This window comes from Kerstersia similis (genome assembly GCF_965139615.1).
GTDB lineage: Bacteria > Pseudomonadota > Gammaproteobacteria > Burkholderiales > Burkholderiaceae_B > Kerstersia > Kerstersia similis.
On sequence record NZ_CBCSIQ010000002.1, the window covers coordinates 198117 to 224753 of the forward strand.

Genomic DNA, 26637 nt, shown 5'->3' on the forward strand with positions numbered 1-26637 from the left:
ATCGCCTGGCAGGAATCAGAGCCTGTGGGCGATGGCGTTTCAGGTCAGCGCCGCAAGCACAAGACGGGTACCGTCCACGGCCACAATGCGGTGCGACCCCACAACGAGAGGAGCGGACGGATCGACGGGAATGGCATCCCATTGCGTACCACGATGGGAAACACGGGAAATGCCCTGCGGGCTCCAACTGCTGACTTCGACGATCTGTCCGATGTCCAGATTGAGATTGATGCTACGGGCGGGGTCGCCTCGCTTGCGGCGCAGGATACCAAAGCGGCGCAAGACCATCAGCCCTGCCAGGGAAACCAGCGCGAAAGTCAGCAATTGCCATGCAAATCCGGCACCCAGCAGCGTGACCAGGCCGGCCCCCAAAAGGCCAAGCGTGGCCAGCAGCAGATAAAACGTGCCGGACATTATCTCGCCAATCAAAGTCAGCGCGGCCAACCCGAACCAATACCACATGGTGTGCTCCTGAAACTTCCACAACAGACGGCGCTGGCGGCTCGCATGCCCGCTCTGGCAGCCAATCGCGGCGAAAGAGTGCCTATTTTATCGTGAAGCCACGTAAGGCATGCGGCACATCCTTGAAATCACCGGCCATGGATCGGTGAGCCCCTGCCTGCCTCTGCTTCGTCCAGGAAAATTCTTGCCAAGCAGCAGCATCCCGGGCCGTTCGAGCCGCGGTCTGTTGATGCGAAGCGTTCGACAGCCATTTGCGTCCGTGCCGAACACTTTTCAATCAAGCCCGTCAGGAACAAATGCTTTCAATAGCCCTGTAAGTGAGAATGGTTATTGTCTTTTTATTACGACAACACGATAAAATCCTGGCTAGTTTTCCAAAGAAATCCAAAGATATTCGCTTGTTTCCAGTGAAGACTCGGATTTTCTTAAAACAGAACTTAAGATGCGAATCATTTCTTTTAGTGATCATGGCTCGCAGGGAAATCCCGCCAGCCATGCCCTGCATTGTTTCCATTAGCCCCATTCCCCACTTCTTCTGACTAAAGGTAAGAGACATGACTGCTAGCTCTTCTTCCGCCGCACGGCGTTGGCGCATTTCCAGCTTCACCCTGGCCCTGATGTGCGCCATGCCGATAGCGGGTGCAGCGTCGGCATTCGATCAGGCCGATGCTGATTTCAAGGGGCGGATCTGGGTCAGGGATGTCGTTGTTCCAGGCGGTCACGCCGTGCTGGAGGGAGTCTCTTTCGTGCCTGGGCAGAAAATCACCTTGACGCGCGGGCAAACGGTCCTCAATCCCCAGACGCCCTACCAGGCCAATGAAAAAGGCGAGTTCAAGGCAAGCATAGAGATTCCGGCCGATGCCGCACCAGGCCTTCATGCCATCGTCGTCAATGCCAGCGAGCCCAATGCCACGGCACTCCATAACCTGAAGATATCTCCCGTCCTGCCGCTGAGTGGCGCGGAAAAATTCCAGGTAGATAGCAAAAAGCTGGTACCTGGGCTCTATCAGGTTGTGTACAGCCCGAGCAACAACGCCTTGTATGTGACCTCTGCGGTCGGGCGTCCGCCGGTCAAGGCCTCCAAGTTGCTCAAGCTCAACCCTGAAACGCTGGCGATTGAGGCGCAGGTCGATGCCCTGCCCGTCGAAGGCCGGGATGACGGCCATCTGTATGCCGTCTATGGCGTGGGCGTGGACGAAGTCAACGGCAATGTCTGGACCACCAATACCCGCGACAACTCCGTCGCGGTCTATCGCGCCAGCGACCTCAAGCTGGTCAAGCAATTCGAGCCGGGGGTGTTGCCGCATGGCCGCGATATCGTCGTGGATACCGCCAACGGCAAAGTCTTTGCTTCGGGCTCGGGGCAGATTGCCGTATTCGACGCCAAGACCCTGGCACCGTTAACGGTCATTGAACCGAAGAGCACTGTGCGCGGCGAAAACTTCGCGCCTGCCAGCCTGGCCTTGGACGTTGCCAACGGCAAGCTCTATACCGTCAGCATGAGCACACCTGAGGCGGCAGTGATCGACACGGCCAGCGGTACAGTCGAACGCATCATCGACATTCCGGGAACTCGCTCTGCAATCGGCGTCGCGGTAAACCCGGAAGGCCAGCGCCTGTATGTCACGGCCCAAGGTAGCGACAATCTTCTGATCGTGGATCTGCGCGATGGCAAGGTGCTGCACGATGTCAAGACTGGCGCAGGTCCGCTCAATGTAAGCTACGACGCGGTCAGCGGCCTGGCCTATGTGGCTAACCGTGGCGCCGGCAGCATTACCGTGGTCGATGCGGATGGCAAGATCGTGGCCAACCTGGATGGAGGCACCTACCCCAACCACCTGGGCACGGACGGCAAGGGCCATGTGTTTGTCGTGAACAAATCCAAAGGGGCTGATGATCCCAACGGCGATCACATCCGCCGTGTGTCGCCCAAGCGCTAAATCTCTCGCGTGGCCAGCCGGCTAAGGCCGCTGTCCGCCCGTGCGCTGATGCCGGAATCCGCGTCCGGCCAGCCATGATTGCCGGTGTGATTTGCCTGAACCCAGGCAGGCCACACCGGCATTTTCATGCCGAATCCTGGCTGGCGTAGCGTGCCGCCAGCGTGTCTATGTAGGCAATGAACATGTCTGCCATGGCATCGGCATAGCGCAGGGTTTCCTCCTGGCTTCTGGGCGACTCGGAATACCGCTTGCCCGCAGATGTCAGCGTCAGGCGCAATATTTCTGCCGCCGTATCCTGTTCCTGGGCGGGAACGTTCGCGGGCAAGGCATCCTTGACATATTGCCGGATGATCTCCCGGCCAGAACGGCGGAATTTACTGGTCTCCTGGGTATCACGATACAGCGGCGCTGCATCGCTGAGTGCAACCCGCATATCCGCCTCTTCGCATTCCGAGCGGAAAAACACATGCACCAGCTCGCGGATTCTGGCGTGCGGCGGCTTGCTGGTATCTTCGACAATACCGCGCATCATGCTGCTGGTACGCTGCCACTCATCGACCTGCAAGCGAAACAAGATCGCTGCCTTGTTAGGAAAATACTGGTACAGCGAACCGACACTGACGCCTGCGCGTTCTGCCACCCTGGCGGTTGTGAAACGGGTGGCACCGGCTTCGGCCAGCACCTGGGCCGCTGCCTCCAGTATGGCCGCGACCAAGCCCTCAGACCTGGCCTGACGCGGTTCTTTTCTGGGGTTCAAAGGCAGCTGTGAGGCCATGGCAGATTCCCTGTGCACAGAATGCGTAAGACGGAAAAACGATGCCCGCATTCTATCGGCTGTGGCAAGTCGCGCCTAGGCGGCGAGCCAAAGCCGTATCGAGGCCGGGAACATGCCGCACCATGCGCCCGATGGCGCCAGATCAGGTGCGCAGCTTCCCGGTCGGCCCTCACGAAGTTTGAGTGCATATGTGAATGGTCTCCGGGCAACACTCCGCCGCCGATGCATCAGGGATGATGTTTTTATGAATAAAGCCTTCATGTTGAACGGTTTTGCATGGAAATCGGCACATCTGATGCCTGCCAAGAATACGAACCCGCATGCGAATAGAAAATTCCTGGGCCAGGCCGTATTCTGAATGCGACGAATTATTCGTGTTTTCGTCGTATTCCATGGCCGCCGACATGCGTCATGGCCTATTTCTTCAAGACAGGTTTATTTCATGCATAAACAAAATACTGGGGGCCACGTGCCTTCAGCAATCAGCGGGCGCCAGTCTGACAATGTGTTTCTTGTCCTACTGCCCATCACTTTCGCAGTATTCATCAGCTTCTTCAACATGGGCATGCAGCTGGCGGTCTTGCCGCTGCACCTGCACGACCGCTTGGGCATGGGCCCCCTGGTGATCGGTATTGTGGTGGGGGCGCAATTCGTCGGCGCCCTGCTTTCCCGGCCTTGGGCAGGGAATCATGCTGACGTACAAGGCCCAGGGCGTGCCGTAACGCTGGGTTTTCTGGTGGCTTCAGCCTCTGGCATTGCCTACCTGCTGTCCATGCTGTGCATCGATGCGCCGGTGGCATCGACATTGTTGGTGTTGGTCGGCCGCGTCATGCTGGCGGTTGGCGAGAGCCTGATCGTTACGGGGGCACTGGGCTGGGGCATTGCCCTGGTGGGGGCCGGCAGCGCAGGCAAAGTCATGGCCTGGACAGGGATGGCCATGTTTGCAGCCTATGCCCTGGGCGCGCCTGCCGGCGGCTGGGTCTATACCCGCCAAGGCTTTACCGGCATCGGTGTTGCCACAATACTGCTGCCTCTGCTGGCCCTGGCTTGCATCATCCGCATGCGGCAAGTGCCGCCTTCGGCGACACGTCGGGCATCGTTCTACAAGGTGCTGGGTTCCGTCTGGCTGCCTGGCCTGGGGCTCGCTTTGTGCAGTATCGGCTTTGGCGTGATTACCGCTTTTATCGCGCTGCTGTTCGCGAGCAAAGGTTGGGACAATGCGCCGTTGGCCTTTACCGCCTTTGGTGTCGCCTTTGTCCTGGCACGCATCTTCTTCGGCCATTTGCCGGATCGTATCGGCGGTGCTTGGGTCGCCTTGGTATGCGTCATCGTGGAGATGGTGGGGCAGTTGCTGATCTGGATGGCCGATTCCTCAGGCCTAGCCTATCTGGGGGCGGCGCTGAGCGGTTTTGGTTACTCGCTGGCCTTTCCCGGCTTCGGCGTGGAGGCCGTGCGCCGTGCACCGCCTCAGAGCCGCAGCCTGGCCATGGGCGCATACGTGGCATGCCTGGATATATCCATGGGAATTACCAGCCCGCTGGCCGGCCTGGTGGCACGGAATTGGGGGATGTCTGCAGTCTATCTGGCCTCTTCCATTCTGGTTGGCGCAGCAGTGGTTGTGGCATTCGCCTTGCTGAGCAAACCGCAACCACATCAGTAGCCAGCGAGTCGCCGGCGCACTGAGCGGGGCCATTGCGGATGCCTGGAAGTACGCGCTGAATAGAAAACACCCCAGGGTTGGCTTCATGTCCAACATCTGGGGTGCAGTTCACCGCTCACAGGTACCAGAGGCGCGTTCTGCGCGGATACCGCTGCGTCGGCTAGGCTTCGGAGCACAGGGGCTTGCAGAAACCCCCAGGCCGCCAGGGCGAACTCAGCTTAGCTGCCTGCCTTCGCCAGCTTCTGCCACGTATCAACCACGGTATCCGGGTTCAGCGAGATCGACAGAATGCCTTCGTCTTTCAGCCATTGGGCGAAGTCCAGGTGATCGCTGGGGCCTTGGCCGCAGATGCCGACATACTTGCCAGCCTTCAGGCAAGCCTGGATGGCGCGGCTCAGCATGAACTTGATGGCTTCATCACGCTCATCGAAGTCGGCTGCCAGCAGCTCCATACCGGAATCGCGATCCAGGCCCAGGGTCAGCTGGGTCATGTCGTTCGAACCGATCGAGAAACCATCGAAGTGTTCCAGGAACTGTTCGGCCAGGATGGCGTTGGACGGCACTTCGCACATCATCACGACACGCAGGCCGTTTTGACCGCGCACCAGGCCGTTGTCAGCCAGCAGGCCGATGACCTTTTCCGCCTGTTTCACGGTACGCACGAACGGCACCATGATTTCGACGTTGGTCAGGCCCATTTCCTCGCGCACCTTCTTCAGGGCTTCGCATTCCATGCGGAAGCACTCGGCGAAGTCTTCGGCGATGTAGCGCGATGCGCCACGGAAGCCCAGCATGGGGTTCTCTTCCTCGGGCTCATAGCGCGAACCACCGACAAGCTTGCGATATTCGTTCGACTTGAAGTCGGACATACGCAGGATGACAGGCTTCGGATAGAAGGCGGCGCCGATGGTGGCAATACCTTCGGCCAGCTTCTCGACGAAGAAAGCGCGCGGGCTGGCGTAGCCACGAGCCGCCGATTCCACGGCCTTCTTCAGTTCGCTGTCCACATTCGGATAATCCAGCACAGCCTTCGGGTGGATACCGATATTGTTGTTGATGATGAATTCCAGGCGGGCCAGGCCCACACCGGCATTCGGGATCTGCGCGAAATCGAAGGCCAGTTGCGGATTGCCGACGTTCATCATGATCTTGACGTCGATTTCCGGCATGGCGCCACGGCGCACTTCCTCGACTTCGGTCTCGATCAGACCGTCATAGATGCGGCCTTCGTCGCCTTCGGCGCACGAAACCGTCACTTGCTGGCCTTCCTTCAGGACGTCGGTGGCTTCACCGCAGCCCACGACCGCCGGGATGCCCAGTTCGCGGGCAATGATGGCTGCGTGGCAGGTACGGCCGCCACGGTTGGTCACGATGGCCGATGCGCGCTTCATCACCGGTTCCCAGTTGGGATCGGTCATGTCGGTCACCAGCACATCGCCGGGCTGAACCTTGTCCATTTCAGCGATATCAGCCACGATGCGCACGGGGCCTGCGCCGATTTTCTGTCCGATTGCACGGCCAGTAATCAGCACATCACCGGTTGCTTTCAGGCGGAAACGCTGTTGGACATCGTTTTCGCCTTGTTGCGACTTCACGGTTTCAGGACGAGCCTGGAGAATGTAGAGCTTGCCATCGACCCCATCACGGCCCCATTCGATATCCATCGGACGGGCGTAGTGTTTTTCGATGATGACGGCATAGCGCGCCAGTTCGATGACTTCTTCGTCGGTCAGCGAATAACGATTGCGCTCGGAAACCGGAACATCCACCGTGCGGACGGCGTGGCCGCCGGTACGCTCGGGGTTGAACTCCATCTTGATCAGCTTGGAGCCGATGCGGCGGCTGATGATGGGGTACTTGTTTGCAGCCAGTGCCGGCTTGAAGACATAGAATTCGTCAGGATTGACGGCGCCCTGCACCACCGTTTCGCCCAGGCCGTAGGACGAGGTGATGAACACGACATCCTGGAAGCCCGATTCGGTGTCGATCGTGAACATCACGCCGGCGCTGCCCTTGTCGGAGCGCACCATGCGCTGCACGCCAGCCGACAGAGCGACATCAGCGTGGGCGTAGCCCTTGTGCACGCGGTAGGAAATGGCACGATCGTTGTACAGCGATGCGAAGACGTGATGGATTTTTTCCAGCACATCGTCGATGCCGACCACGTTCAGATAGGTTTCCTGCTGGCCAGCGAACGAGGCGTCGGGCAGGTCTTCTGCCGTTGCCGAAGAACGCACGGCAAACGAACCCTTGCCGTCTGCGTCCAGTTCGGCGAAGGCGGTACGGATGGCGCTTTCCAGCGCTTCAGGCAGCGGCGTGTCGATGATCCATTGGCGGATCTGCGCGCCGGCGTCTGCCAGCTCGCGCACATCTTCCGGATTCAACGTGGAAAGGCGCTCGGCGATACGGTCACCCAAGCCCGAGAGCTTGAGGAAATCGCGGAACGCTTCAGCAGTCGTGGCGAAGCCGCCGGGCACGCGCACACCTGCGCTGGCCAGCTGGCTGATCATTTCACCTAGCGATGCGTTTTTTCCTCCTACCGAGTCCACATCCGTCATGCGGAGCTGCTCGAACGAAACGACATAAGACATGAAGTCACCTTTACAATGGATAGAAAGCGAGTTGGGTCAGCGTACCTGCATGCGGCTTTACCGCAGATGCCCTGACCCAACCAGCCTGACAGGCCTGATCGTGTGACTTCTGAAGGCTCGGAATTGTACCGCCCCTGCCGCCATTTTGGCGCTTAAAACGAAAAAATATGACTAATCAACAACTTGAACGTACTGTCTTTATCGTCTCGGATGGCACCGGTATTACTGCCGACACTTTCAGCCACTCGGTTTTGTCCCAATTCGAGACCGTAAAGTTCAATAGTACGCGTATCCCGTTCATCAACACACTGGAAAAGGCGGACCAGGCGATTGCGCGTATCGAGCAATGCGTGAATGAAAACAAGGGCTTGCAGCCCATCGTGTTCAGTACGCTGGTGGACCCTGCCATCAAGGCTCGTGTCAGCAGCGCACCTTGCGTGTTCCTGGACCTGTTCGGCGCCTTCGTGGCACCGGTGGAGCAGGCATTGGGGGTGAAATCCAGCCATTCCATCGGCCGCTCGCACATGGGTGCAACCTCCGAGCAGTATCTGCGCCGCATTAACGCGATCAACTTCAGCCTGGCGCACGACGACGGGCAGTTCGTTCATGGACTGGAACAGGCCGATGTCATCCTGGTGGGTGTTTCACGCTGTGGCAAGACGCCCACCAGCCTGTATCTGGCCATGCAATATGCCATCAAGGCTGCCAATTTCCCGCTGATTCCCGAAGATTTCGATCGCGGCCAGCTGCCTGCCACGCTGCAGCCCTACCGCAAGAAATTGTTCGGCCTGACCATCCAGCCCGAGCGCCTGTCTGAAGTCCGCAATGAGCGCCGGCCGGGCAGCCAATATGCTTCGCTGGAGCAATGTCGTGATGAAGTGGCCGCTGCGGAACGCATGATGCGTCGCGAAGGCATCTCCTGGCTTTCCACCACGACCAAGTCGATTGAGGAAATCTCGACCACCATCATGGAAGAAGTCGGCCTCAGCGCTCGTTCCTACTAAGCATGAAAAAACCCCAAAGGCCGGACTGACGTCCAGCTTTTGGGGTGCGGTTCCGTGAGCCGGTTTTTATTCGCACATGTCTTGGGGCCCGACGACCGTCGGGCTGCCAGCGCTGAAATTCCTGCCAGTCCATGTCAGGGAGTTGTGCAGGCAGTCGTCCCCTTCTATCCATTTCATGGATACGTCGTTGCTTTTGACACTGTAATTTAACTGCAACGAATAATAATTTTCGCCGCCATAAGGGAACCCGAATACCTGGCCAGTGGCGACATCACCAACGAATGCAAATCGGCAGCTGGTGCCGCAGCCGATTTCCACGATGGCATAGTGGCCCGCAAAATTGGGGCCGCTCCGCATTTCATTGGTGATGCGAGTGCGGTAATTCGCATAATCGCGATCCCGCCCAGCAAAATCCGGCAGCCGGATGGGGCCTTGATACACACGATCCATGGGCGGAGGATCTGCCGCAACTGCGGGTGCACCCAAGCCCAGCGACACCCACATCATGACTACTGCTACGGGTTTTTTCAAGTTATCACCTTTGGAGATGCGTTAGCCGCACCCTGCCTGCTGCCCGCAAAGACGCAGCCCAGGCAAGACGGCACATCAGGCAGACCGGAAACGGCGCCGCTGTTCGAACAGGCAGATCGCCGCAGCCGCCGCAACATTCAGGGATTCTACGGCTGGCGTATGCGCAATACGCACGCGTTTATCTGCCAGCTGCAACAGTTCTTCACTGACGCCTCGGCCTTCATGACCGAACAGCCAGACGCACGCCTGCGGCAATTCGGTGTCGAACAGGTCCTCCGAGCCATCCAGCGCCGTCGCCAGCAAGGGAATGCGCAGGGCCGGCCGCAAGGCCGCCAAATCGGCCCTTTCAACAATCTGCAAGGAGAAATGGGCGCCCTGGGCACTGCGCAACACCTTGGGTGACCAGGCATGGGCGCAGCCGTTGGAGAGGATGACCTGCTGCAAGCCGGCGGCCGCTGCCAGGCGCAGCAAGGTGCCCACGTTGCCAGGGTCTTGCACCCGATCCAGCCAGAGTGCCGGTACGTCCCCACGGGGGCTGGGCACCGCTGGCGGCTCGACCACGAACATGACGCCCTGGCCATGTTCGGCGTCCTCCAGCGCATCCATCATGCCGGATGCCAGCGCAATACGCGCCGCCGGTGCCAGGCTGCGCACGGCATCGGCCAGCGCCGCCAGTTCCGGACGCGACAGGCGGGCTTCATCAAACACCGCGATGGCCGGCAAACCGTAGCTATCCAGCCAGGCCTGACAGAGATGCGGGCCTTCGATCAGCAGCTGCCCGCTTTTGCGGTGGCCGCCAGCCAGGGCGCGCAATTGACGGTACAGCGGATTATCCCGCGAGGCGATGTGCTTCATGTTATGCAAATTCTATTCCGATGCTGCGCCGTGCAAGGCCCTGCCGGGCCAGGCTCAGGATTCGAGGCTCTTGCGTACCGGCGCAAAGCTACGGCGGTGTTCCGGGCATGGGCCGTGCGTACGCAGAGCTGCCAGGTGTAGCGCCGTTCCATAGCCTTTGTGCTGGTCGAAGCCGTACTGGGGATAGCGCTCGTGCAGGCTGAGCAGCTCGGCATCACGCGCGGTCTTGGCCAGGATGGATGCAGCCGAAATGGCAGGCTCTGTGGCATCGCCCTTCACAATGGCGCTAGCATGACAAGGCAGTCCGGCAGGCACACGGTTGCCATCAATCAGCGCAAGCTCGGGCCTGACACCCAGCCCTTCAACGGCGCGCCGCATGGCCAACATGGTGGCATGCAGGATATTCAGATCGTCGATTTCCGCGACCGAAGCACTGGCGATATGCCAGGCCAGAGCCTGCTCGCGGATCTGCAAGGCCAGCTTGTCACGCTGTTTGGCAGATAAGGCCTTGGAGTCAGCCAGACCGACGATCGTATGCTGCTCAGGCAGAATGACCGCCGCTGCATACACAGCGCCGGCCAAGGGCCCCCTGCCCGCCTCGTCCACGCCAGCCACTTCCGTCACTGCCGGCGCAGCGGCAGCGAACAAATCAGCTTGCCCCATGCTCTGCCGTCTCCAGTATGGCATCAGCCGCCAGGCGTGCCGTATCTTGCCGCAAAACACTGTGCAGCTCGCTAAAGCGCGCTTCGATGCGCGCAGTCCCTGCCGCATCATCCCATTGGAAACGAACCGCTTGCGCCAGCTTTTCGGGCGTGGCGTCATCCTGCAGCAGTTCTGGCACGGCAAAGTCGCGCAACAATACATTGGGCAAACCCACCCAAGGTACATAAGGACGCTGTTGCCCGGATTTCCAGGACATCAGGCGCCGCATCCAGGGCGAGAGGACATAGGAAATCACCATGGGACGCTTGAACAAGGCGGTTTCCAGCGTAGCCGTACCACTGGTGACCAGGGCCGTGTCGCAGGCTTCCATGACATGCCAGGCCACGGGCCAGCTGTCACTGTCCTGCCCGCTGGGTGCCACATCTTCCTGTGTAATGCAGCGCAATCCGGGTACGGGATACTGCTGCAGCACCGCCTCGAATTGGGCCTTGCGTTCGGCGTTGACCATGGGCACCAGGCACACCAGGCCGGGTTCATCACGGCACAGGCGCTGTGCCGCCTGCAGGAAACGCGGGGCCATCAGTTCGATTTCAGAACGACGGCTGCCTGGAAGGATCGCCAGGATGCGTTCGTTCCCGGACAGCCCCAGACGTTGGCGCGCGGCAGCGCGATCCGGCTGCATGGGAATATTGCTGGCCAAGGGATGACCGACATAGGTCACCGGCACGCCTTCCTTGCGGTAAAGCTCCTCTTCAAAAGGGAACAATACCAGCATGTGCGAGACGGCTTCACGAATTTTGTGGATGCGTTCATAGCGCCAGGCCCAGATGGACGGGCCGACGAAATGCACGGTAGGAATACCAGCCTGTCGCAAGGCCAGTTCCAGTTTGAGATTGAAATCCGGCGCATCAATGCCGACGAATACGCCTGGCGGTTGCGCCAGCCAACGCCGCTTGACGTCACCGTAGGTGCGCAGCAGCGAGGGCAGACGCTTGAGCGCATCGACATAGCCAAAGACGGTCAGCGCATGCATGGGATGCCAGATCTCTTGTCCCTGGGCTTGCAGCCTCGGGCCGCCGATCCCCTGGCAACGCAGATTGGGCACCTGGTGCTGCAAGCCGGCCAGGACACGGGCAGCGATCAGATCGCCAGAGGGTTCGCCTGCCACCATGCCGATGACTGGCGCGCCTTCGTCCCTGGCCAAGCCGACACCTGACATCATGGGCGGATGACCCCGCGCGTGGCGTCCGTGAGGAAGTCCTGCATGACGGCAATCGCTGCTGTCGCGGCCGGACGTTCTGCGGCCAGATTGGCCAGCGCTTCTAGCGCCTGATCCAGTTTCAGGCCGCGGCGATAGACCAGCTTATAGGCTTCCCGAAGCGCGGAAATGGATTCGGCGTCAAAGCCGCGGCGACGCAGCCCTTCTGTATTCACACCATGGGGCTTGCACGGATTACCGGCAGCCAGGACATAGGGCGGCGCATCCTGCATCAAGGAGCTATTGCCGCCGATCATGGCATGGGCACCGATTTTGCTGAACTGGTGCACGCCGGTCAGGCCGCCCAGAATGGCCCAATCACCGATATGGACATGCCCGCCCAACTGCACACCATTGGCGAGAATGGTGTGGTTGCCAATGACGCAATCATGGGCAACGTGGACATAAGCCATGATCCAGTTGTCGCTGCCGATGCGGGTAACGCCGTTATCCTGAACCGTGCCGGTATTGAAGGTCACATACTCGCGTACCGTATTGCCATCACCGATTTCCAGGCGGGTCGGTTCATTGGCATACTTTTTGTCCTGCGGCTCGCCGCCGATGGAGCAAAAACGGTAGAAGCGATTATTGCGGCCAATGGTAGTCAATCCATCCACGATGCAATGCGGGCCGATCGACGTTCCTTCCCCGATGCGGACATTGGGGCCGATGATGCTGAAAGCACCGATGCTGACACCGTCAGCAAGCTCCGCGCGGCTATCAACCTGCGCGGTGGGATGGATTTCTACGCTCATGTTCAGCTATTCCGTTGACGAATGGCGCACATGAATTCAGCTTCGGCGGCCACCTGACCGTCAACCAGGCTGCGCCCCTTGTATTTACAGATGACACGGCTCAAACGCACGGCTTCGACTTCGATGCGCAGCTGGTCACCCGGCACAACCGGACGGCGGAAGCGGGCGTTGTCGATACCCACGTAGTAATAAACATTGCCATTGCTGGCACCAATGCCTGAATCGTCGCCCGAGTCGTTGGAGAACGAAAACAGCGCAGCTGCCTGCGCCATGGCTTCGAGGATCAGAACGCCAGGCATGACCGGCAGATCAGGGAAGTGCCCGGTAAAGAACGGCTCGTTGATGCTGACATTTTTGATCGCAACGATGGACTTGCCCGGCGTCATTTCGATCACGCGATCAATCAGCAGCATGGGATAACGATGCGGCAGCCGATCTAGAATTCCCTTGATATCCAATTCCATAAATACAGTACCTAAGTCATGACGGTAGCCGGTCAACAGAACGGTTCTGCGTACTGTCGCCGGCACCAGTTTGGCGGTTAATCTTTTTCTAGTGCCCGTACGCGGCGGCGCAAGGAGCCCAATTGCTGAATGACGGCGGCATTGCGCTGCCACTCGCCATGTTCGGCATAGGGATACACGCCGGTATAGCGGCCAGGCTTGTTGATGCTGGAGGTCACGGCCGTGCCGCCGGAAACATGCACATCGTCGCCCAGCACCAGGTGCCCGGAAATCATCGAGGCCCCGCCGATCGTGCAGCGCGCACCGATATGAGTCGAGCCGGCAATGCCAACGCAGGCAGCAATCGCTGTATGCGGGCCGATTTGGACGTTATGCGCAACCATGATCTGGTTATCCAGCTTGACGCCATCGGCAATGATGGTGTCGTCCAGTGCGCCACGATCAATCGTGGTATTGGCGCCGATTTCGACATCATTGCCGATGCTCACGCCACCGAACTGGGGAATCTTGCTCCAGCCGCCACGAGTGGGGTCAGGCGCGAAACCAAAACCATCTGCCCCCAGCACGGCACCGCTATGCACGATGGCTCGAGCGCCCAGGCGAACATCGCTGTAAAGCACGACACGCGGGTGCAGCAGGGAGTCTTCCCCGACGACGCTGCGGGCACCGATCACCGTACCGGCCCCGATCACGCTGCCGCGCCTAACGACAGCACCGCTTTCCACCACGCAGAATGGACCGAGTTCAACATCGGCTTCAATGAGTGCGTCGTTTGCCACGACCGCGCTCGGGTGGACACGGGGGGTCAGGCCCGAGCGGCGCGCCTGGGCGAACCACTGCGCCACTCGCGCATACAGCAGGTACGGCTGTTCGCAAATGACGCGGGCAAACGCGACGCTATCGGGCAGGCTGGCGGCAGCCGCAGCGGGCAGGATGACTGCCCCTGCCCTGCTGTGCGCCAACTGATCCAGGTAGCGGTGATTGGATAGGAAGGAAAGTTCGTTGGCGCCGGCATGGGTCAGCGGCGCCAAACCGGCAATACGGGGCTCGCCCGCACTGCCGGCTTCCAGGCGCCAGGGCAAGCCGTGCGCGTCAACTTCCGCAAACAATGCGGACAGGGACGGTGCCCTGGCGTCATCCAGCAACAAAGGCATGGGGCAACCTTACTTGCCCATGGCCTGGATCACCTGATCGGTGATATCGACACGCGGATTGACCGTCACTGCATTTTGCAGGATCAGGTCGTAATTCTGCTGTTCAGCGATACGTTGAATCGCAGCGTTGGTGTTGTCGATGATGTTGCCGAACTCTTCATTGCGGCGGCGGTTCAGGTCTTCCTGGAACTCGCGCTGCTTGCGCTGCAGATCCACATCCATGTTGGAAATGTTGCGCTCGCGCTTGACACGGTCGCTTTCGGACAGAACGGGGCCGTCCTTGTCGAGCTTCTGATACTCGTTGCGCAGCGTATTGGCCAGGCGCTGGATTTCATCGTCGCGAGACTTGAATTCGGATTCCAGCTTGATCTGGGCTGCCTTGGCAGGTGCCGAGTCGCGCAGAATGCGATCCAAGTTGACGAAACCGACCTTGGAGCCCTGAGCCTGTACCGGAGCGGCCATCACACTGGCGACCAGGCACGCCGACAGACCGAGGGAAACACGCCGAGCTACGCTCGCATACTTGCTGCGGGCCGAGGCAAACGGTTTGATCGCGGAAACAGACGTCATAGAAATCCCTGAATGAAAGGAAATTTTAGCAAAGGGTTATTGTGCCACCAGCATCATAGACCGGGAAATCAGAAAGCGGTTCCGATCTGGAACTGGAAGCTCTGCTTTTCGTCACCCGGCTTGTCGCGGAGCGCCCGACCATAGGAAATCTGCAATGGGCCCATCGGTGAGTTCCACGACAGGCCGATACCGGCAGAATAACGCAGATCACCGAAGTCGATGTTCTGGTTGTCGCTGTAGATTTGACCGGCGTCAGCAAACAGGAACCAGCGCAGGCTACGGTCGCGCTGCGCACCGGGGAATGGCAGATAAAGCTGGACGTTACCAACGACGCGCTTGGAGCCGCCGAGGTAGTTACCGGTGCGGCTATCCTTCGGGCCGAGCGAGGAGCCTTCGTAGCCGCGTACGGTACCCAGGCCACCAGCGTAGATGTTCTTGATCAGCGGGTAGCCCTTGCCACCGTAGCCCTTACCATAATCCACCATACCGTTGAACGCCAGCGTGAAGCTGCGGTTCAGCGGCAGGAAATACTGGTGCTGGGCGCTGAGCATGTAGTACTTCAGATCCAGCGTGGAGAAATCAGCCTTCAAGCGGGTATAGCTACCGGAATTCGGCGCCAGAGCGCTATCCCGGCTGTCCTTGGCCCAACCGATCGAGAAGATCATGGCATTGGTCTTGGAACCGTACTGCTCAACGAACTCCTCATAGGCCAGCGGCGAATTGCTATACAGCGACAGCTCATTGCGTTCGAAATTGACACCCAGGAAGATGCGGTCAAGTTCCGAAATGGGCACACCGAAATTCAGGCCCAGGCCCATGGCGCGCACGCGGTAGTCACCATCGTTGTTGTAGAACGGCTTGATGGAGCGGTAATACAGCGAGGTCGAGCGGCTCACGCCATCGCGCGTCCAGTAGGGATCCGTGTGCGACAGCACTGCCGCACGGTTGGAACGGCTGGTATTGACGTTGAACGTCAGGTTGGTGCCGCTGCCGAACACGTTGTCTTCACTGATACCAGCCGACAGAATCGCTTTTTCGGTCGAGCCATAGCCCACCCCGAGATTGATCATGCCGGTGGGTTTTTCCTTCACGTCAACGGAGACATCGACTTGGTCAATCGTGCCGGGAACCGGATGAGTATTGACGCTGACTTCATTGAAGTAGCCCAGGCGATCCACACGGTCGCGAGACATGCGAATATTGCTCGCATCGTACCAGGCCGCTTCCTGCTGGCGCAGTTCGCGGCGGATCACGGCATCCCGGGTACGGGTGTTGCCGCCGATTTCGATACGGCGCACATACACGCGGCGGCTCGGATCGACATAGAAGGTCAGTTCCGTTTCGCCGGTTTCACGGTTCAGGATCGGATTCGGGTTGACGTTGGCAAAGGCATAGCCAAGGTCGCCCAGATAATCGCTGATAGCCTTGGCCGTGGCATTCGTTTCGCTGGCCGAAAAGGTGTCGCCAGGCTTGACTGTCACAAGTTTTTGCAACTGTTCGTCCAGCCCCAGCAGATCGCCGGCCAGTTTCACATTGGAAACCTTGTAAGGCTTGCCTTCATGCACCGTCACCGTGATGAAGATGTCCTTGCGATCCGGCGAGATCGTGACTTGCGGAGGCTCGACGGAAAATTCGAGATAGCCGCGGTCCATGTAATAGGAGCGCAGGGCCTCAACATCGCCTTCCAGCTTTTCACGCGAATATTTGTCGGTCCCGGTGTACCAGGTCATCCAGCCCGGTGTCGTCAATTGCATTTCGTCGAGCAGTGTGCTGCTAGAGAAAGCCTCATTGCCGACGATATGGATATCTTTGATCCGGGCGACCTGCCCTTCGAATACTTCGAAGTTAACCCCGACCCGATTGCGCGGCAAAGGCGTGATCGTCGCACTGATCTCGACGCCGTACTTACCTTTGGCCAGATACTGCTGCTTGAGTTCGAACTCAGCCTGCTCAAGCATCGAGCGGTCGAAAATCCGGCCTTCGCCAAAACCGACCTCGCGCAGCGATTTCTTGATGGCGTCTGCATCAAATTCACGCATGCCGTTGAAATTGATGGCGGCAATCGTCGGCCGTTCCTGAACGACCACGACAACGACGTCATTGTCGGTTTCTATGCGCACATCATTGAAATAGCCCGTCGCATAAAGACGGCGAATGGCGGCTGATGCATCGCTTTCGGAGAAGGTTTCCCCGACTTTCACCGGCAGATAACCGAACACGGTACCGGGATCGGTACGCTGCAGGCCATCCACGCGGATGTCACGCACGACAAAGGGGTCGAAAGCGCTCGCAGCGGACGGCCAGATCAAGGCGGCCAGCAAGCCGGGCAGAACAAGGCGCTTGAGCTTGAGGCCGCTGCGCTGAAAACTCCGAGAAACAGACATCCTGGACGATCCTTGATCGGACAAATGGCGAAGGATTTTAAATGACACGCAATTAGCTGAAAAGACGGGCAGTAATTCGCCCGATATCGTTAAACAGGGCCAGCCCCATCAATGCGGCCAGTAATATCATGCCAAAACGCTGGCCAACTTCCAGCCAGTTGTCCGGCAAGGGGCGGCCACGGACGATTTCTGCGAGATAGTACAGCAGATGGCCACCATCAAGTGTGGGGATAGGGAGAAGATTCAAGACGCCCAGGCTGACGCTGAGCAATGCCAGAAAGCCGATATAGGCATCCAGCCCTACCCGCGCACTTTGGCCGGCATAGTCGGCAATGGCAACCGGGCCATTGATGTTGCGCCACGAAACCGCACCGGTCAGCATGCGTCCCATCATGCGCAGCGTGAACAGGGACGTTTCCCAGGTGCGCACGAAACCATGGGAAATAGCCTCCAGCGGGCCGTAACGCCGATCCACCATGGGCAGTTCGGCGGCCAGTTGCGCGCCTATGCGGCCTACGATGTTCCCGTCCTCAAGACGGGTTTCTTCCGGCACGACGACGACTTGTTGCTGGCCATCGCCACGCTGCACTTGCAGCACCAAAGGCTGGCCGGCATGCGCCTGGATCTCTGCAAGCAGGCGCGTCACATCCGGCGCTTCGAGCGCTCCGGCGCGCAACACCTTATCACCCGCCTGCAAGCCTGCTGCCTCCCCTGCACCACCACTGATGACACCACGGATATAGGGGTTGGACGCTTCCAGCGCCAGGCCAGCGCCGATCAGGGGATCCTTATCCTGCTCCAGGCGATCCCCCTGCAATACCAGCGTGCGCTGACGCAGCTGACCATGACGATCCAGGACATCCAGCTGCAATGTTCCGCCGGCTGTCAGCTTGTCCAGCAACAACCAGCGGGCATCCCCCCAGGTTTCCACCTTGCGGCCATCTATAGCCTGAATACGGTCTCCGCTGGCAATACCGGCCTGCGCCGCAGCGCTGCCTTCCTGCGGTTCAGCGAGAATCGGCTGGGGTTCGCGGCTGCCCATCATCCCGAGGATTGCATACAGGACGGCAGCCAGCAGCAGATTGCAAAGCGGCCCGGCCAGCACGACCGCAATACGCCGATAGACATTGAGATGATTAAAGGGAATCCCTCTGCCGGCGCCTATGGCTGTTTCGCCACCGGGGCCGTCGTCTGCCATCTTGACGTAGCCACCCAGCGGAATCATCGACACTGCCCATTCCGTGCCACGGGCATCGCGCCGATGCCACAGCACCCTGCCAAAGCCAACGGAAAAACGCAGAATGCGCACGTTGAACCAGCGTGCAACGCTATAGTGGCCCAGCTCGTGGATAGTGACCAGAATACCCAGCGCGACCAGAAAAGTAATTAAGGTATAAAACACATAAATCCCATTGCATGCCAGCGTGAGCTGGCGGAACCGCTGGCCCGGGCCGCAAGTGCTGCGGCGTCAGGCTGCCAGCCCCAGGTTGGCGACATAGCGGCGCGCACGCAAATCATAATCTAGTACGGTATCCAGGCTATCCAGGGCCTGGGCTGCCTGCCCGCCATGCCATTCAAGAGCCGCCTCGATTACCCTGGAAATCCAGGTATAAGGCAAGCGCCCCTCCAGGAACGCGGCCACTGCCACCTCATTGGCGGCGTTGAGCGCGATACAGGCGCCCTGCCCGTCGCGCAAGGCCGCATAGGCCAGCGCCAGGCACGGGAAACGCTCGTAGTCAGGCGGTTCAAAATCCAGGCGCCCATGGCGGGCCAAATCCAGCGGCCCGACACCATTGGCCAGGCGTTCCGGGAAACCCAGGGCGTGGGCAATGGGAATACGCATGTCCGGCTGCCCCAGCTGGGCCAGCATGGAGCCATCCTCATATTCCACCAGGGAATGAATGATACTTTGAGGATGCACCAGCACTTCGATGCGCTCCGGCGACATCCCGAACAGCCAATAGGCTTCAATCACCTCCAGCCCTTTGTTCACCATGGTGGCGGAATCGACAGAAATCTTGCGCCCCATGCTCCAGTTGGGATGGGCGCAGGCCTGAGCGGGCGTGACGGCCTCCAGGTCTTTCCAGTGACAACGCCTGAAAGGGCCACCCGATGCGGTCAGAACCAGACGGCGCACACCGGACGAAGCGCATGCTGTCGCGGCATCTGCCTTGACTGGCAAACATTGAAAAATTGCGTTGTGTTCGCTGTCTATGGGCAACAGTTGGGCGCGACTATTGCGCGCTTCACGCATGAACAGGCCACCGGCCGCAACCAGCGCTTCCTTGTTTGCGAGCAGTATCCGCTTGCCTGCGGAAGCCGCAGCCAGTGCGGCGGGCAAGCCGGCAGCCCCCACAATGGCGGCCACAACGGTATGGCCGCCGGGGTCGGCGGCTGTGTCCGCCAGAGCGGCATCTCCTACACGAATTTCGGGTAGCGGCAGATCAGTGCCATAGGCGCGCTCAAAACGTTCGCTCGCAGCCTGGTCGGGCACCACGACAACATGGGCACGATGCTGGCGCGCTTGCGCAGCCAGGCGTTCCATGCGGGTGCGCGCGCTCAACGCATAGACCTGGAAACGTCCGGCATGGCGGCCGATGACGTCCAGCGTACTCTCTCCGACGGATCCTGTTGCCCCCAGAACGATAACGGTTTCCCGCTGGGGGGAAATGACTGCGGCAGGCACCTCATCACTCTCCGGAAGATTGTCGGCTTCGCTGCTAAAAGCACGGCCTGCGTTAGGGGATGTATTCATAGCTGATTCCATGAATTAGCAGCATCAATGCCAGTGGAGCAGTCGGCAGGATAGCATCAATACGATCCAGGACACCGCCATGCCCAGGCAGCAATCCGCTGGAATCCTTCATGCCCGCGCGACGCTTGAGCAGAGACTCGAACAGATCGCCCACAATGGAAAGCATGGCGATAAAGGCAACCCAGGGCAATGCAGCATACGACCAGGAACGGAACAGATGGTTCGCGAAACTGCCTTCCCAGCCCATGGTGGCAGCCCCCCAGACCACAGCGGCAACCACGCCGGCAATGGCCCCTTCCCAGGATTTGCCCGGACTGACTCGCGGCGCCAGCTTGCGTTTGCCAAATGCACGGCCAGCGAAGTAGGCGCCGATATCCGCGCACCAGATAATGGCGAGGAAAGTCAGCAGCAGCAAGCCTTTGCCCATGATGAACATCAAGGCCAGTGACGACCAGGTTGCAAGCAGCGCAAGAATACCGAACAGGCTCATGAAAGGATTGGCGGCAGGCGCTTTCACATCGCCGCGCACGACCTGATACGTACCTGCCAATATCCATAGGGCGGCCGCCAACGGGATCAGCACACGCGTCGCGATTTCATAGGTCACGGCAACCGGCCCGATGTTGTAGGCCTGGTCGGACAGCCAGATCCAGGTGACCATGACAGTCAATGCACCGGCTGCCAGCCCTGCAACAATCGCTCCCCCCGCTGCTTTCGGTTCTGCGGGATTCGAGGACACGGCAGGTGCGCTTTGCACGGAGCTGGTCAGCCGCAACCACTCCCAGAGCCCAAGGCCGGTGAGCAATGACAACAGCAGCATGAAAGGCCAGGGCGTCGGGAGCGCAAGCGCCCCTCCCAGCACGATCAGCAAAATCACTGCGGTGATGATACGGGTTCCCAGCATAAGTGCTTCTCCTGTCGCTGGGCCGGGGCTTATCGCCGCCCGGCCCCTGTCTCTGCCACTTGGGCGCTGGTGCGGCCGAAACGGCGTTCGCGCGTGGCATACCAGTGGAATGCCTGTTCCAGCGACGCCCGGTCAAAATCAGGCCAGAACTGATCTGTGAAATACAACTCGGTATAAGCCAGCTGCCAGATCAGGAAATTTGAAATGCGCTGCTCCCCGCCTGTACGTATGAAGAGATCCGGTTCCGGCGCCCAGGCCATGCAAAGGTGCCTGGAGATATCGTCTTCTGACAAGGCTTGCCGCGGGTCGCGGTCGGGTTCAGCCATTAGCTTCTGTGCCGCTTGCAGCACATCCCAACGGCCGCCATAGTTGGCAGCGACCGTCAGGGTCAGCTTGGTATTGTGTTCGGTGCGGGCCTGGGCGGCATCAATCAACGCACGCAGCTTGGGATCGAAGGGAGAAATATCGCCGACAATCCGCAGGCGAACCCCCTGCTCCTGCAATTTATCGACTTCACGCTCCAGCGCCTGCATGAACAGGCGCATCAGCAGCGAGACCTCTTCGGCAGGGCGGCGCCAGTTTTCAGAACTGAATGCGAAAAGTGTCAGGTATTCAACACCCGCCTGGCCGCAGGCCTCTACAGCCCGCCGCACGGCGCGTACGCCTTTTGCGTGACCGGCAGTGCGCGGCAAATGCCGTTTGGTGGCCCAGCGCCCATTGCCGTCCATGATGATGGCGACATGGCGTGGAATGGCGCCCACAACGGGTATAGCCTTGGTAGTACTAATAGTCATGACAGAATCTTAACAGCGCCCTGCGAGCGCGTCCCATGGCTTAAGGCAAAACGATAAAGCCGATGCGCGGCCAGCGTCTTGATCCAAGACGGGCTGGCGCGCTCGCGGGCAGAACTTCAGACTGTCATGATTTCCGCTTCTTTCTGGCTGACCAGCTTGTCCACTTCCGCGACAAAGCGATCCGTCAGCTTCTGAACATCATCCTGGGCACGACGCTCATCGTCTTCAGAAATTTCTTTGTCTTTGACCAGACGTTTGAGCGCGTCATTGGCTTCACGGCGCAGGTTGCGGATGGCAACCTTGGCATCTTCCGATTCGCCCTTGACCACTTTGGCCAGGTCACGGCGACGTTCTTCGGTCAGGGCTGGCATCGGCACACGCATACCTTCGCCCAAGGTCTGGGGGTTAAGGCCCAGGTCCGATTCACGAATCGCTTTCTCAACCACGGAAACCATGCTCTTTTCCCAGACCTGCACGTTCAGGTTGCGAGCATCGACAACCGTGACGTTGGCGACCTGGCTGACGGGAACCATCGAACCGTAGTATTCGACCTGCACGTGATCCAAGATGGCTGCGGTGGCGCGGCCGGTACGGATCTTGGACAGATTGGTCTTCAAAGCCTCGATGGACTTCTGCATGCGGGTATCAGCAGATTTGCGGATGTCGGAAACACTCATGTCTCTATTCCTCTAGTCTAGAGCGCCGGCACGCGGCAAGGCACGGCGGCGCCATATCCGGCAACGGAGCCCTCTGCGGACTCCATTATTGAAATCGGCCTGGCGCCCCACCCTGCCCTTGAGGCAGGCGTTGCGCCAGGCCGGGCATCAGACGTGTACCAACGTACCTTCGTCTGCGCCGCTCACAGCGCGCTTGAGCGCGCCCGGCTTATTGATTGAAAACACCTTGATCGGCAGCTTCTGGTCACGGCACAAGGCAAATGCCGTTGCATCCATGACTTCCAGGCGACGAACAATGGCTTCGTCGAAACTGATGGTCGCGAAGCGCGTGGCATTGGGATCCTTGTTGGGGTCCGCAGTATAGATACCATCTACCTTGGTCGCCTTGAGAACGGCTTCCGCACCGATTTCGGCGCCGCGCAAGGCAGCGGCTGTGTCGGTGGTGAAAAACGGGTTGCCCGTGCCTGCCGCGAAAATCACGACCTTGCCCTCTTCGAGGTAGCGCAAGGCTTTCGGACGAATGTAAGGCTCGACGATCTGGTCGATGCGCAGCGCGGATTGCACGCGGGCGTCGATGCCGCGATTCTTGATGGCATCCTGCAAGGCCAGCGCGTTGATCAGGGTCGCCATCATGCCCATGTAGTCTGCCGTGGCGCGGTCCATGCCTTGAGCACCGGGCGCAACACCGCGGAAGATATTGCCGCCACCGATAACGATGGCCAGCTCCACGCCCATGGAAACCAGCTCGGAGATTTCCTCGGTCATGCGGACGATGGTGGCGCGATTGATGCCATAGGCATCTTCGCCCATCAGCGCTTCACCGGACAGTTTAAGAAGAACCCGTTTATATGCTGTACTGCTCATCACCATGACTCCCTGGAAGCGGCTCGGCGGAATTTTAGCTTTGTTTGTGCAAACGCTGCCCGTAGGCAGCGTGGAATTTTACGGCTGGCGACAAATTCTGGCAGAAAGACGCAAGGACCTTATGCTGAACGTGCCTGAGGACTCACTGGAACCGCCGTCCGGCCCAGGCTTGGCAACATGCCAAAAAAACAGGCTGCCGCCCGGCGCGTGCGCACCGGATCGACAGCCTGTCGTTTTGCTTAACCCTGGCGGGCAGCAGCAACTTCAGCAGCGAAGTCGGTCGTCTTCTTCTCGATACCTTCGCCCACGATGAACAGCGTGAAGCTGTTCACTGCAGCGTTCTTTTCCTTCAGCATCTGAGCGACGGTTTGCTTGTCGTTCTTGACGAACACTTGCGACAGCAGCGCGACTTCCTTCAGGTACTTCTGGATCGAGCCTTCGACCATCTTGGCAACGATTTCTGCCGGCTTGCCGGATTCGGCAGCCTTCTGCTCAGCGACGGCACGCTCCTTGGCGACCAGCTCAGCAGGAACGCCATCGGCATCCAGGGCTTGCGGGCGGGTAGCGGCGATGTGCATGGCGACATCCTTGCCCACTTCTTCGGCGCCGTCGAATTCCACCAGAACGCCGATACGGCCGCTGTGCACATAGCTGGCCAGCTTGTTCGGGGTTTCCTTGCGCACGAAGCGACGGATCGTGATGTTTTCACCGATCTTGCCGATCAGGGCGGTACGCACGCTGTCAACGGTTTCGCCATCCAGCGGCAGAGCCGACAGGGCTTCGACGTCGGCGGGGTTCTTGTCAGCCACCAGCTCTGCAACCTTGGCAACAAACGCGACGAAGTCGTCGTTCTTGGCCACGAAGTCGGTTTCGCAGTTGACTTCAACCAGCGCGCCGCGCTTGGCATCAGCCGAAATGTTCAGGCCCAGCAAGCCTTCGGCGGTCACGCGCGAAGCGGCCTTGCCTGCCTTGCTGCCCAGCTTGACGCGCAGGATTTCTTCAGCGCGGGCCATATCGCCAGCGGCTTCCGTCAGCGCCTTCTTGCATTCCATCATCGGGGCGTCGGTCTTTTCACGCAGTTCCTTGACCATCGCAGCGGTAATTTCAGCCATTTCTACTCCAGATTCGATTGATTGATCCGGCTCTCGTGGAACCGGCGCCAGCCATGCCCATCAGGCCGACGGCCCGTCTTCCCGGGAACCAGGAAGACGGCGTGACAGCAATTAGGCTTCTTCCGAGCCTTCTTCCTGCACTTCGACGAATTCTTCGTCAGCCTGAGCCACTTCCTCGACCAGGCCGCTCAGGCGCTGTTCGCGGCCAGCCAGCACGGCGTCAGCGATGACTTGCGAGTACAGGGCGATGGCGCGAGCGGAGTCGTCATTGCCAGGAATGACGTAGTCCACACCGTCCGGCGAGTGGTTGGTATCGACCACGGCCACCACCGGGATGCCCAGGGCGCGTGCTTCGGCGATGGCGATCTTATGGTAGCCAACGTCGATGACAAACAGAGCATCAGGCAGGCCGCCCATATCCTTGATACCGCCGATGGACTTGTTCAGCTTGTCCAGTTCGCGTTGGAACAGCAGGCCTTCCTTCTTGCTCAGACGCTCCAGGCCGCCTTCGGCTGCCAGGACTTCCATTTCCTTCAGGCGCTTGATCGAGGTCTTGACGGTCTTGAAGTTCGTCAGCATGCCACCCAGCCAACGGCTGTCAACGTACGGCGAGCCGCTGCGCTCTGCAGCTTCGGCCACCAGCTCACGCGCAGCGCGCTTGGTGCCGACGAACAGCAGCGTACCGCCCTTGGCGGACAGCTGGCGCACGAACTTTTCAGCTTCCTGGAACTTCTCAACCGTCTTTTCCAGGTTGATGATGTGAATCTTGTTGCGATGGCCGAAGATGTACGGAGCCATCTTGGGGTTCCAGTAACGGGTTTGGTGGCCAAAGTGGACACCGGCTTCGAGCATATCGCGCATGCTGATGGACATATGAATCTCCTAGGGTTTGGACTGGCGCCGCACCTGCACCACGCGCCCCTTGGCGAATTCGCCGAGTTGAGGACTGCGCAGCACCCAGGTGGTACGACACGCGATTTCAGAACACCTCGCGGCATTTGTTGACAAACGCCGCCGCCCGTTCTGATGGAAAAATTGGGCAAGCCCGCTATTCTACTATTTTTTAGGGCGTTGCTTCAAGCAGCAATACAGGGTACACGGCAAGCGCTCAGACGCATCAATGCCGCGGCAGCAATTCTTCGAGGGAACGGGTACTGATAACACGGGTCAGGCAATCCTGCAGGCCCGCCTGATCCATGGCCCCCAACTGCTCCAGGACGTTTTCAGGCAAGCTGCCAAAGCGTTGCTCCAGCAAGCAACGTACAGCTTCCCGCAGTCCTTCGACCCTACCTTCGACCCTACCTTCGACTTTGCCTTCGATCTTACCTTCTGCTTTGCCGGCAACCCGGCCTTCCAAACGCCCGCGTCCTATTGCAACTCGTTCAACACTGGTCAGATATGCCATGCTTGAGACTCCCTGGGTTTCGATTTGCTGAAATGCCTGGACAAACTGCAGATCCAGCACAGGCGGTAAAACCATCGCACTATCCAGAAAGGCGAATAGCCGATGAAAATCCGCCGGGTCGTAGCCATGAGCGTATAGCTGCCGCAGCAAACTTACTTTACGTTGCAGGCGATCCACCGGCGTCGCTTGCCGGGTCGCCTCCAGTTCCACCTGCATGAACCAGGCAAATGGGTTCCGTTGCGCCTGTGCCGCCAACTCCTCTTCACGCCCGCGCCAGCTCTGCAAATGTAGCATCGGCAGTGAAAAATCGAGGCTAAGAAAATTCTCTCCCAGCGGGACGTACTGGTATCGCAAGCGCTCCATCACCGGCCGGCCACGCGTAATGACGGCTAGCTGCACAACCGGCTGCTCAGGGTATTTTTCTCGCAAGCGAACAAAATACTCGAACATACGCTCGCTGAACCCGGCCTGCAGTCGTGCCTGAACCTCCAGGTGCAGCAACAGGGACACGCCCTCACCGCTGGACAAACGCACGGCCAACAACTTGTCCACGTAGCGGCGATTGCGTCGCCTGCCTGCCATCAGACTCTTCAGCTCCTTATCCAGGAACACTGGAGATTGGCTCCAATCTATCAGAGCGTGCAGAGCGGGCCACAGCAATGAGACACAATGCTGGAAATACACATCCAGCGCGTCTTTCCAGCGGCCATCAGCATCCACGCGCGAGACCACGGGGATTTCCTGGAGCAGCCTTTCCGCCTCACAATGCAACTGCCCCGATGCCCTGGCATGACTGGTGGGATCATCAAGGTCATGAGCCAAAGGCACGCGTGCTGCATCAACACCGTACGGTGGCGGCTGTTGTCCTCGGAAAAACAACAAGGGAACGGGATCCGGCTCCAGACCCAGACAAGGACCCTGTCTTTTCCAAATACGTTCCTGGTCTTGCATGTCCGACAAGCGCCCGATGCGCTCAAACCGGTACTTCTGCATGCTCGACCATAACCCATGACGATCCAGAAACTCGGGTTCTGACACGCCAGCAACGTACATGGCAAAC

General features: G+C 59.4%; 24 protein-coding genes. 3 read left to right on the forward strand and 21 right to left on the reverse strand.

Annotation, left to right across the window (positions count from 1 at the left end; all coding sequences use genetic code 11):
* Positions 1-39: 39 nt before the first annotated feature.
* Positions 40-462, reverse strand: a complete 423-nt coding sequence (locus tag ACNA1V_RS02210) for an NfeD family protein (protein ID WP_415831944.1) — start codon at positions 460-462, stop codon at positions 40-42.
* Between the two features lie 554 nt (positions 463-1016).
* Here ACNA1V_RS02210 and ACNA1V_RS02215 point away from each other — a divergent pair.
* Positions 1017-2402, forward strand: coding sequence for a glutaminyl-peptide cyclotransferase (locus tag ACNA1V_RS02215; RefSeq protein WP_415831946.1), 1386 nt, complete (start codon positions 1017-1019; stop codon positions 2400-2402).
* A 124-nt stretch (positions 2403-2526) separates the two neighbouring features.
* Here ACNA1V_RS02215 and ACNA1V_RS02220 read toward each other — a convergent pair whose 3' ends face one another.
* Entirely contained in the window at positions 2527-3177 is a 651-nt protein-coding gene (locus tag ACNA1V_RS02220; protein WP_415831947.1) for a TetR family transcriptional regulator, read from the reverse strand.
* Between the two features lie 442 nt (positions 3178-3619).
* On the opposite strand from ACNA1V_RS02220, the gene ACNA1V_RS02225 reads away from it, so the two are divergent.
* Positions 3620-4837 carry an arabinose transporter gene (locus ACNA1V_RS02225; protein WP_415831948.1) on the forward strand — a complete coding sequence of 406 codons (1218 nt, stop codon included), beginning with the start codon at positions 3620-3622 and terminating at the stop codon, positions 4835-4837.
* A gap of 218 nt (positions 4838-5055) precedes the next feature.
* Here the strand turns inward: ACNA1V_RS02225 and ppsA are convergent, their stop codons facing one another.
* Positions 5056-7428, reverse strand: coding sequence for a phosphoenolpyruvate synthase (gene ppsA / locus ACNA1V_RS02230; RefSeq protein ID WP_415831949.1), 2373 nt, complete (start codon positions 7426-7428; stop codon positions 5056-5058).
* 167 nt (positions 7429-7595) lie between these two features.
* Between ppsA and ppsR the strand changes: the two genes are divergently transcribed.
* Positions 7596-8432 (forward strand): posphoenolpyruvate synthetase regulatory kinase/phosphorylase PpsR, encoded by an 837-nt coding sequence (gene ppsR / locus ACNA1V_RS02235; RefSeq protein WP_415831950.1) that lies wholly within the window; start codon positions 7596-7598, stop codon positions 8430-8432.
* A gap of 66 nt (positions 8433-8498) precedes the next feature.
* Here the strand turns inward: ppsR and ACNA1V_RS02240 are convergent, their stop codons facing one another.
* From ACNA1V_RS02240 to ACNA1V_RS02325, 18 genes are all read right to left on the reverse strand, one after another.
* Positions 8499-8963, reverse strand: a complete 465-nt coding sequence (locus ACNA1V_RS02240) for a hypothetical protein (protein ID WP_415831951.1) — start codon at positions 8961-8963, stop codon at positions 8499-8501.
* Between the two features lie 75 nt (positions 8964-9038).
* Positions 9039-9818 (reverse strand): TrmH family RNA methyltransferase, encoded by a 780-nt coding sequence (locus ACNA1V_RS02245; RefSeq protein WP_415831952.1) that lies wholly within the window; start codon positions 9816-9818, stop codon positions 9039-9041.
* Between the two features lie 54 nt (positions 9819-9872).
* Positions 9873-10481: a ribonuclease HII gene (gene rnhB / locus ACNA1V_RS02250; protein WP_415831953.1), complete on the reverse strand. Its 609-nt coding sequence runs from the start codon at positions 10479-10481 to the stop codon at positions 9873-9875.
* The gene (gene lpxB, locus ACNA1V_RS02255; RefSeq protein ID WP_415832028.1) at positions 10468-11700 is read right to left on the reverse strand and encodes a lipid-A-disaccharide synthase; all 1233 of its coding nucleotides are present in this window, start codon (positions 11698-11700) and stop codon (positions 10468-10470) included. Before lpxB ends, rnhB begins: the two co-directional genes overlap by 14 nt.
* A complete protein-coding gene (lpxA, locus tag ACNA1V_RS02260; RefSeq protein WP_415831954.1) occupies positions 11700-12494 on the reverse strand; it encodes an acyl-ACP--UDP-N-acetylglucosamine O-acyltransferase in 795 nt (264 codons plus the stop codon). Before lpxA ends, lpxB begins: the two co-directional genes overlap by 1 nt.
* Positions 12495-12496: 2 nt before the next feature.
* Positions 12497-12958 carry a 3-hydroxyacyl-ACP dehydratase FabZ gene (fabZ, locus tag ACNA1V_RS02265; protein WP_415832029.1) on the reverse strand — a complete coding sequence of 154 codons (462 nt, stop codon included), beginning with the start codon at positions 12956-12958 and terminating at the stop codon, positions 12497-12499.
* A gap of 77 nt (positions 12959-13035) precedes the next feature.
* On the reverse strand, positions 13036-14112 hold the full coding sequence (lpxD, locus tag ACNA1V_RS02270; RefSeq protein WP_415831955.1) for a UDP-3-O-(3-hydroxymyristoyl)glucosamine N-acyltransferase: 1077 nt from the start codon (positions 14110-14112) through the stop codon (positions 13036-13038).
* Positions 14113-14121: 9 nt separating this feature from the next.
* The gene (locus ACNA1V_RS02275) at positions 14122-14682 is read right to left on the reverse strand and encodes an OmpH/Skp family outer membrane protein (RefSeq protein ID WP_415831956.1); all 561 of its coding nucleotides are present in this window, start codon (positions 14680-14682) and stop codon (positions 14122-14124) included.
* Positions 14683-14750: 68 nt separating this feature from the next.
* Positions 14751-17066 (reverse strand): outer membrane protein assembly factor BamA, encoded by a 2316-nt coding sequence (gene bamA, locus ACNA1V_RS02280; RefSeq protein WP_415831957.1) that lies wholly within the window; start codon positions 17064-17066, stop codon positions 14751-14753.
* Positions 17067-17118: 52 nt separating this feature from the next.
* Positions 17119-18468: an RIP metalloprotease RseP gene (gene rseP / locus ACNA1V_RS02285; protein WP_415831958.1), complete on the reverse strand. Its 1350-nt coding sequence runs from the start codon at positions 18466-18468 to the stop codon at positions 17119-17121.
* 66 nt (positions 18469-18534) lie between these two features.
* On the reverse strand, positions 18535-19821 hold the full coding sequence (dxr, locus tag ACNA1V_RS02290; RefSeq protein WP_415831959.1) for a 1-deoxy-D-xylulose-5-phosphate reductoisomerase: 1287 nt from the start codon (positions 19819-19821) through the stop codon (positions 18535-18537).
* Positions 19805-20725, reverse strand: coding sequence for a phosphatidate cytidylyltransferase (locus ACNA1V_RS02295; protein ID WP_415831960.1), 921 nt, complete (start codon positions 20723-20725; stop codon positions 19805-19807). The genes dxr and ACNA1V_RS02295 overlap by 17 nt, the downstream gene beginning before the upstream one ends.
* Before the next feature lie 29 nt (positions 20726-20754).
* On the reverse strand, positions 20755-21519 hold the full coding sequence (gene uppS, locus ACNA1V_RS02300; RefSeq protein ID WP_415831961.1) for a polyprenyl diphosphate synthase: 765 nt from the start codon (positions 21517-21519) through the stop codon (positions 20755-20757).
* Between the two features lie 116 nt (positions 21520-21635).
* On the reverse strand, positions 21636-22196 hold the full coding sequence (frr, locus tag ACNA1V_RS02305) for a ribosome recycling factor (protein ID WP_415831962.1): 561 nt from the start codon (positions 22194-22196) through the stop codon (positions 21636-21638).
* Positions 22197-22343: 147 nt separating this feature from the next.
* A complete protein-coding gene (gene pyrH, locus ACNA1V_RS02310; protein WP_415831963.1) occupies positions 22344-23060 on the reverse strand; it encodes a UMP kinase in 717 nt (238 codons plus the stop codon).
* 239 nt (positions 23061-23299) lie between these two features.
* Entirely contained in the window at positions 23300-24172 is an 873-nt protein-coding gene (gene tsf, locus ACNA1V_RS02315) for a translation elongation factor Ts (protein WP_415831964.1), read from the reverse strand.
* Between the two features lie 111 nt (positions 24173-24283).
* Positions 24284-25045: a 30S ribosomal protein S2 gene (gene rpsB, locus ACNA1V_RS02320; protein WP_415831965.1), complete on the reverse strand. Its 762-nt coding sequence runs from the start codon at positions 25043-25045 to the stop codon at positions 24284-24286.
* 244 nt (positions 25046-25289) lie between these two features.
* The gene (locus ACNA1V_RS02325) at positions 25290-26309 is read right to left on the reverse strand and encodes an RpnC/YadD family protein (protein WP_415831966.1); all 1020 of its coding nucleotides are present in this window, start codon (positions 26307-26309) and stop codon (positions 25290-25292) included.
* Positions 26310-26637 lie beyond the last annotated feature (328 nt).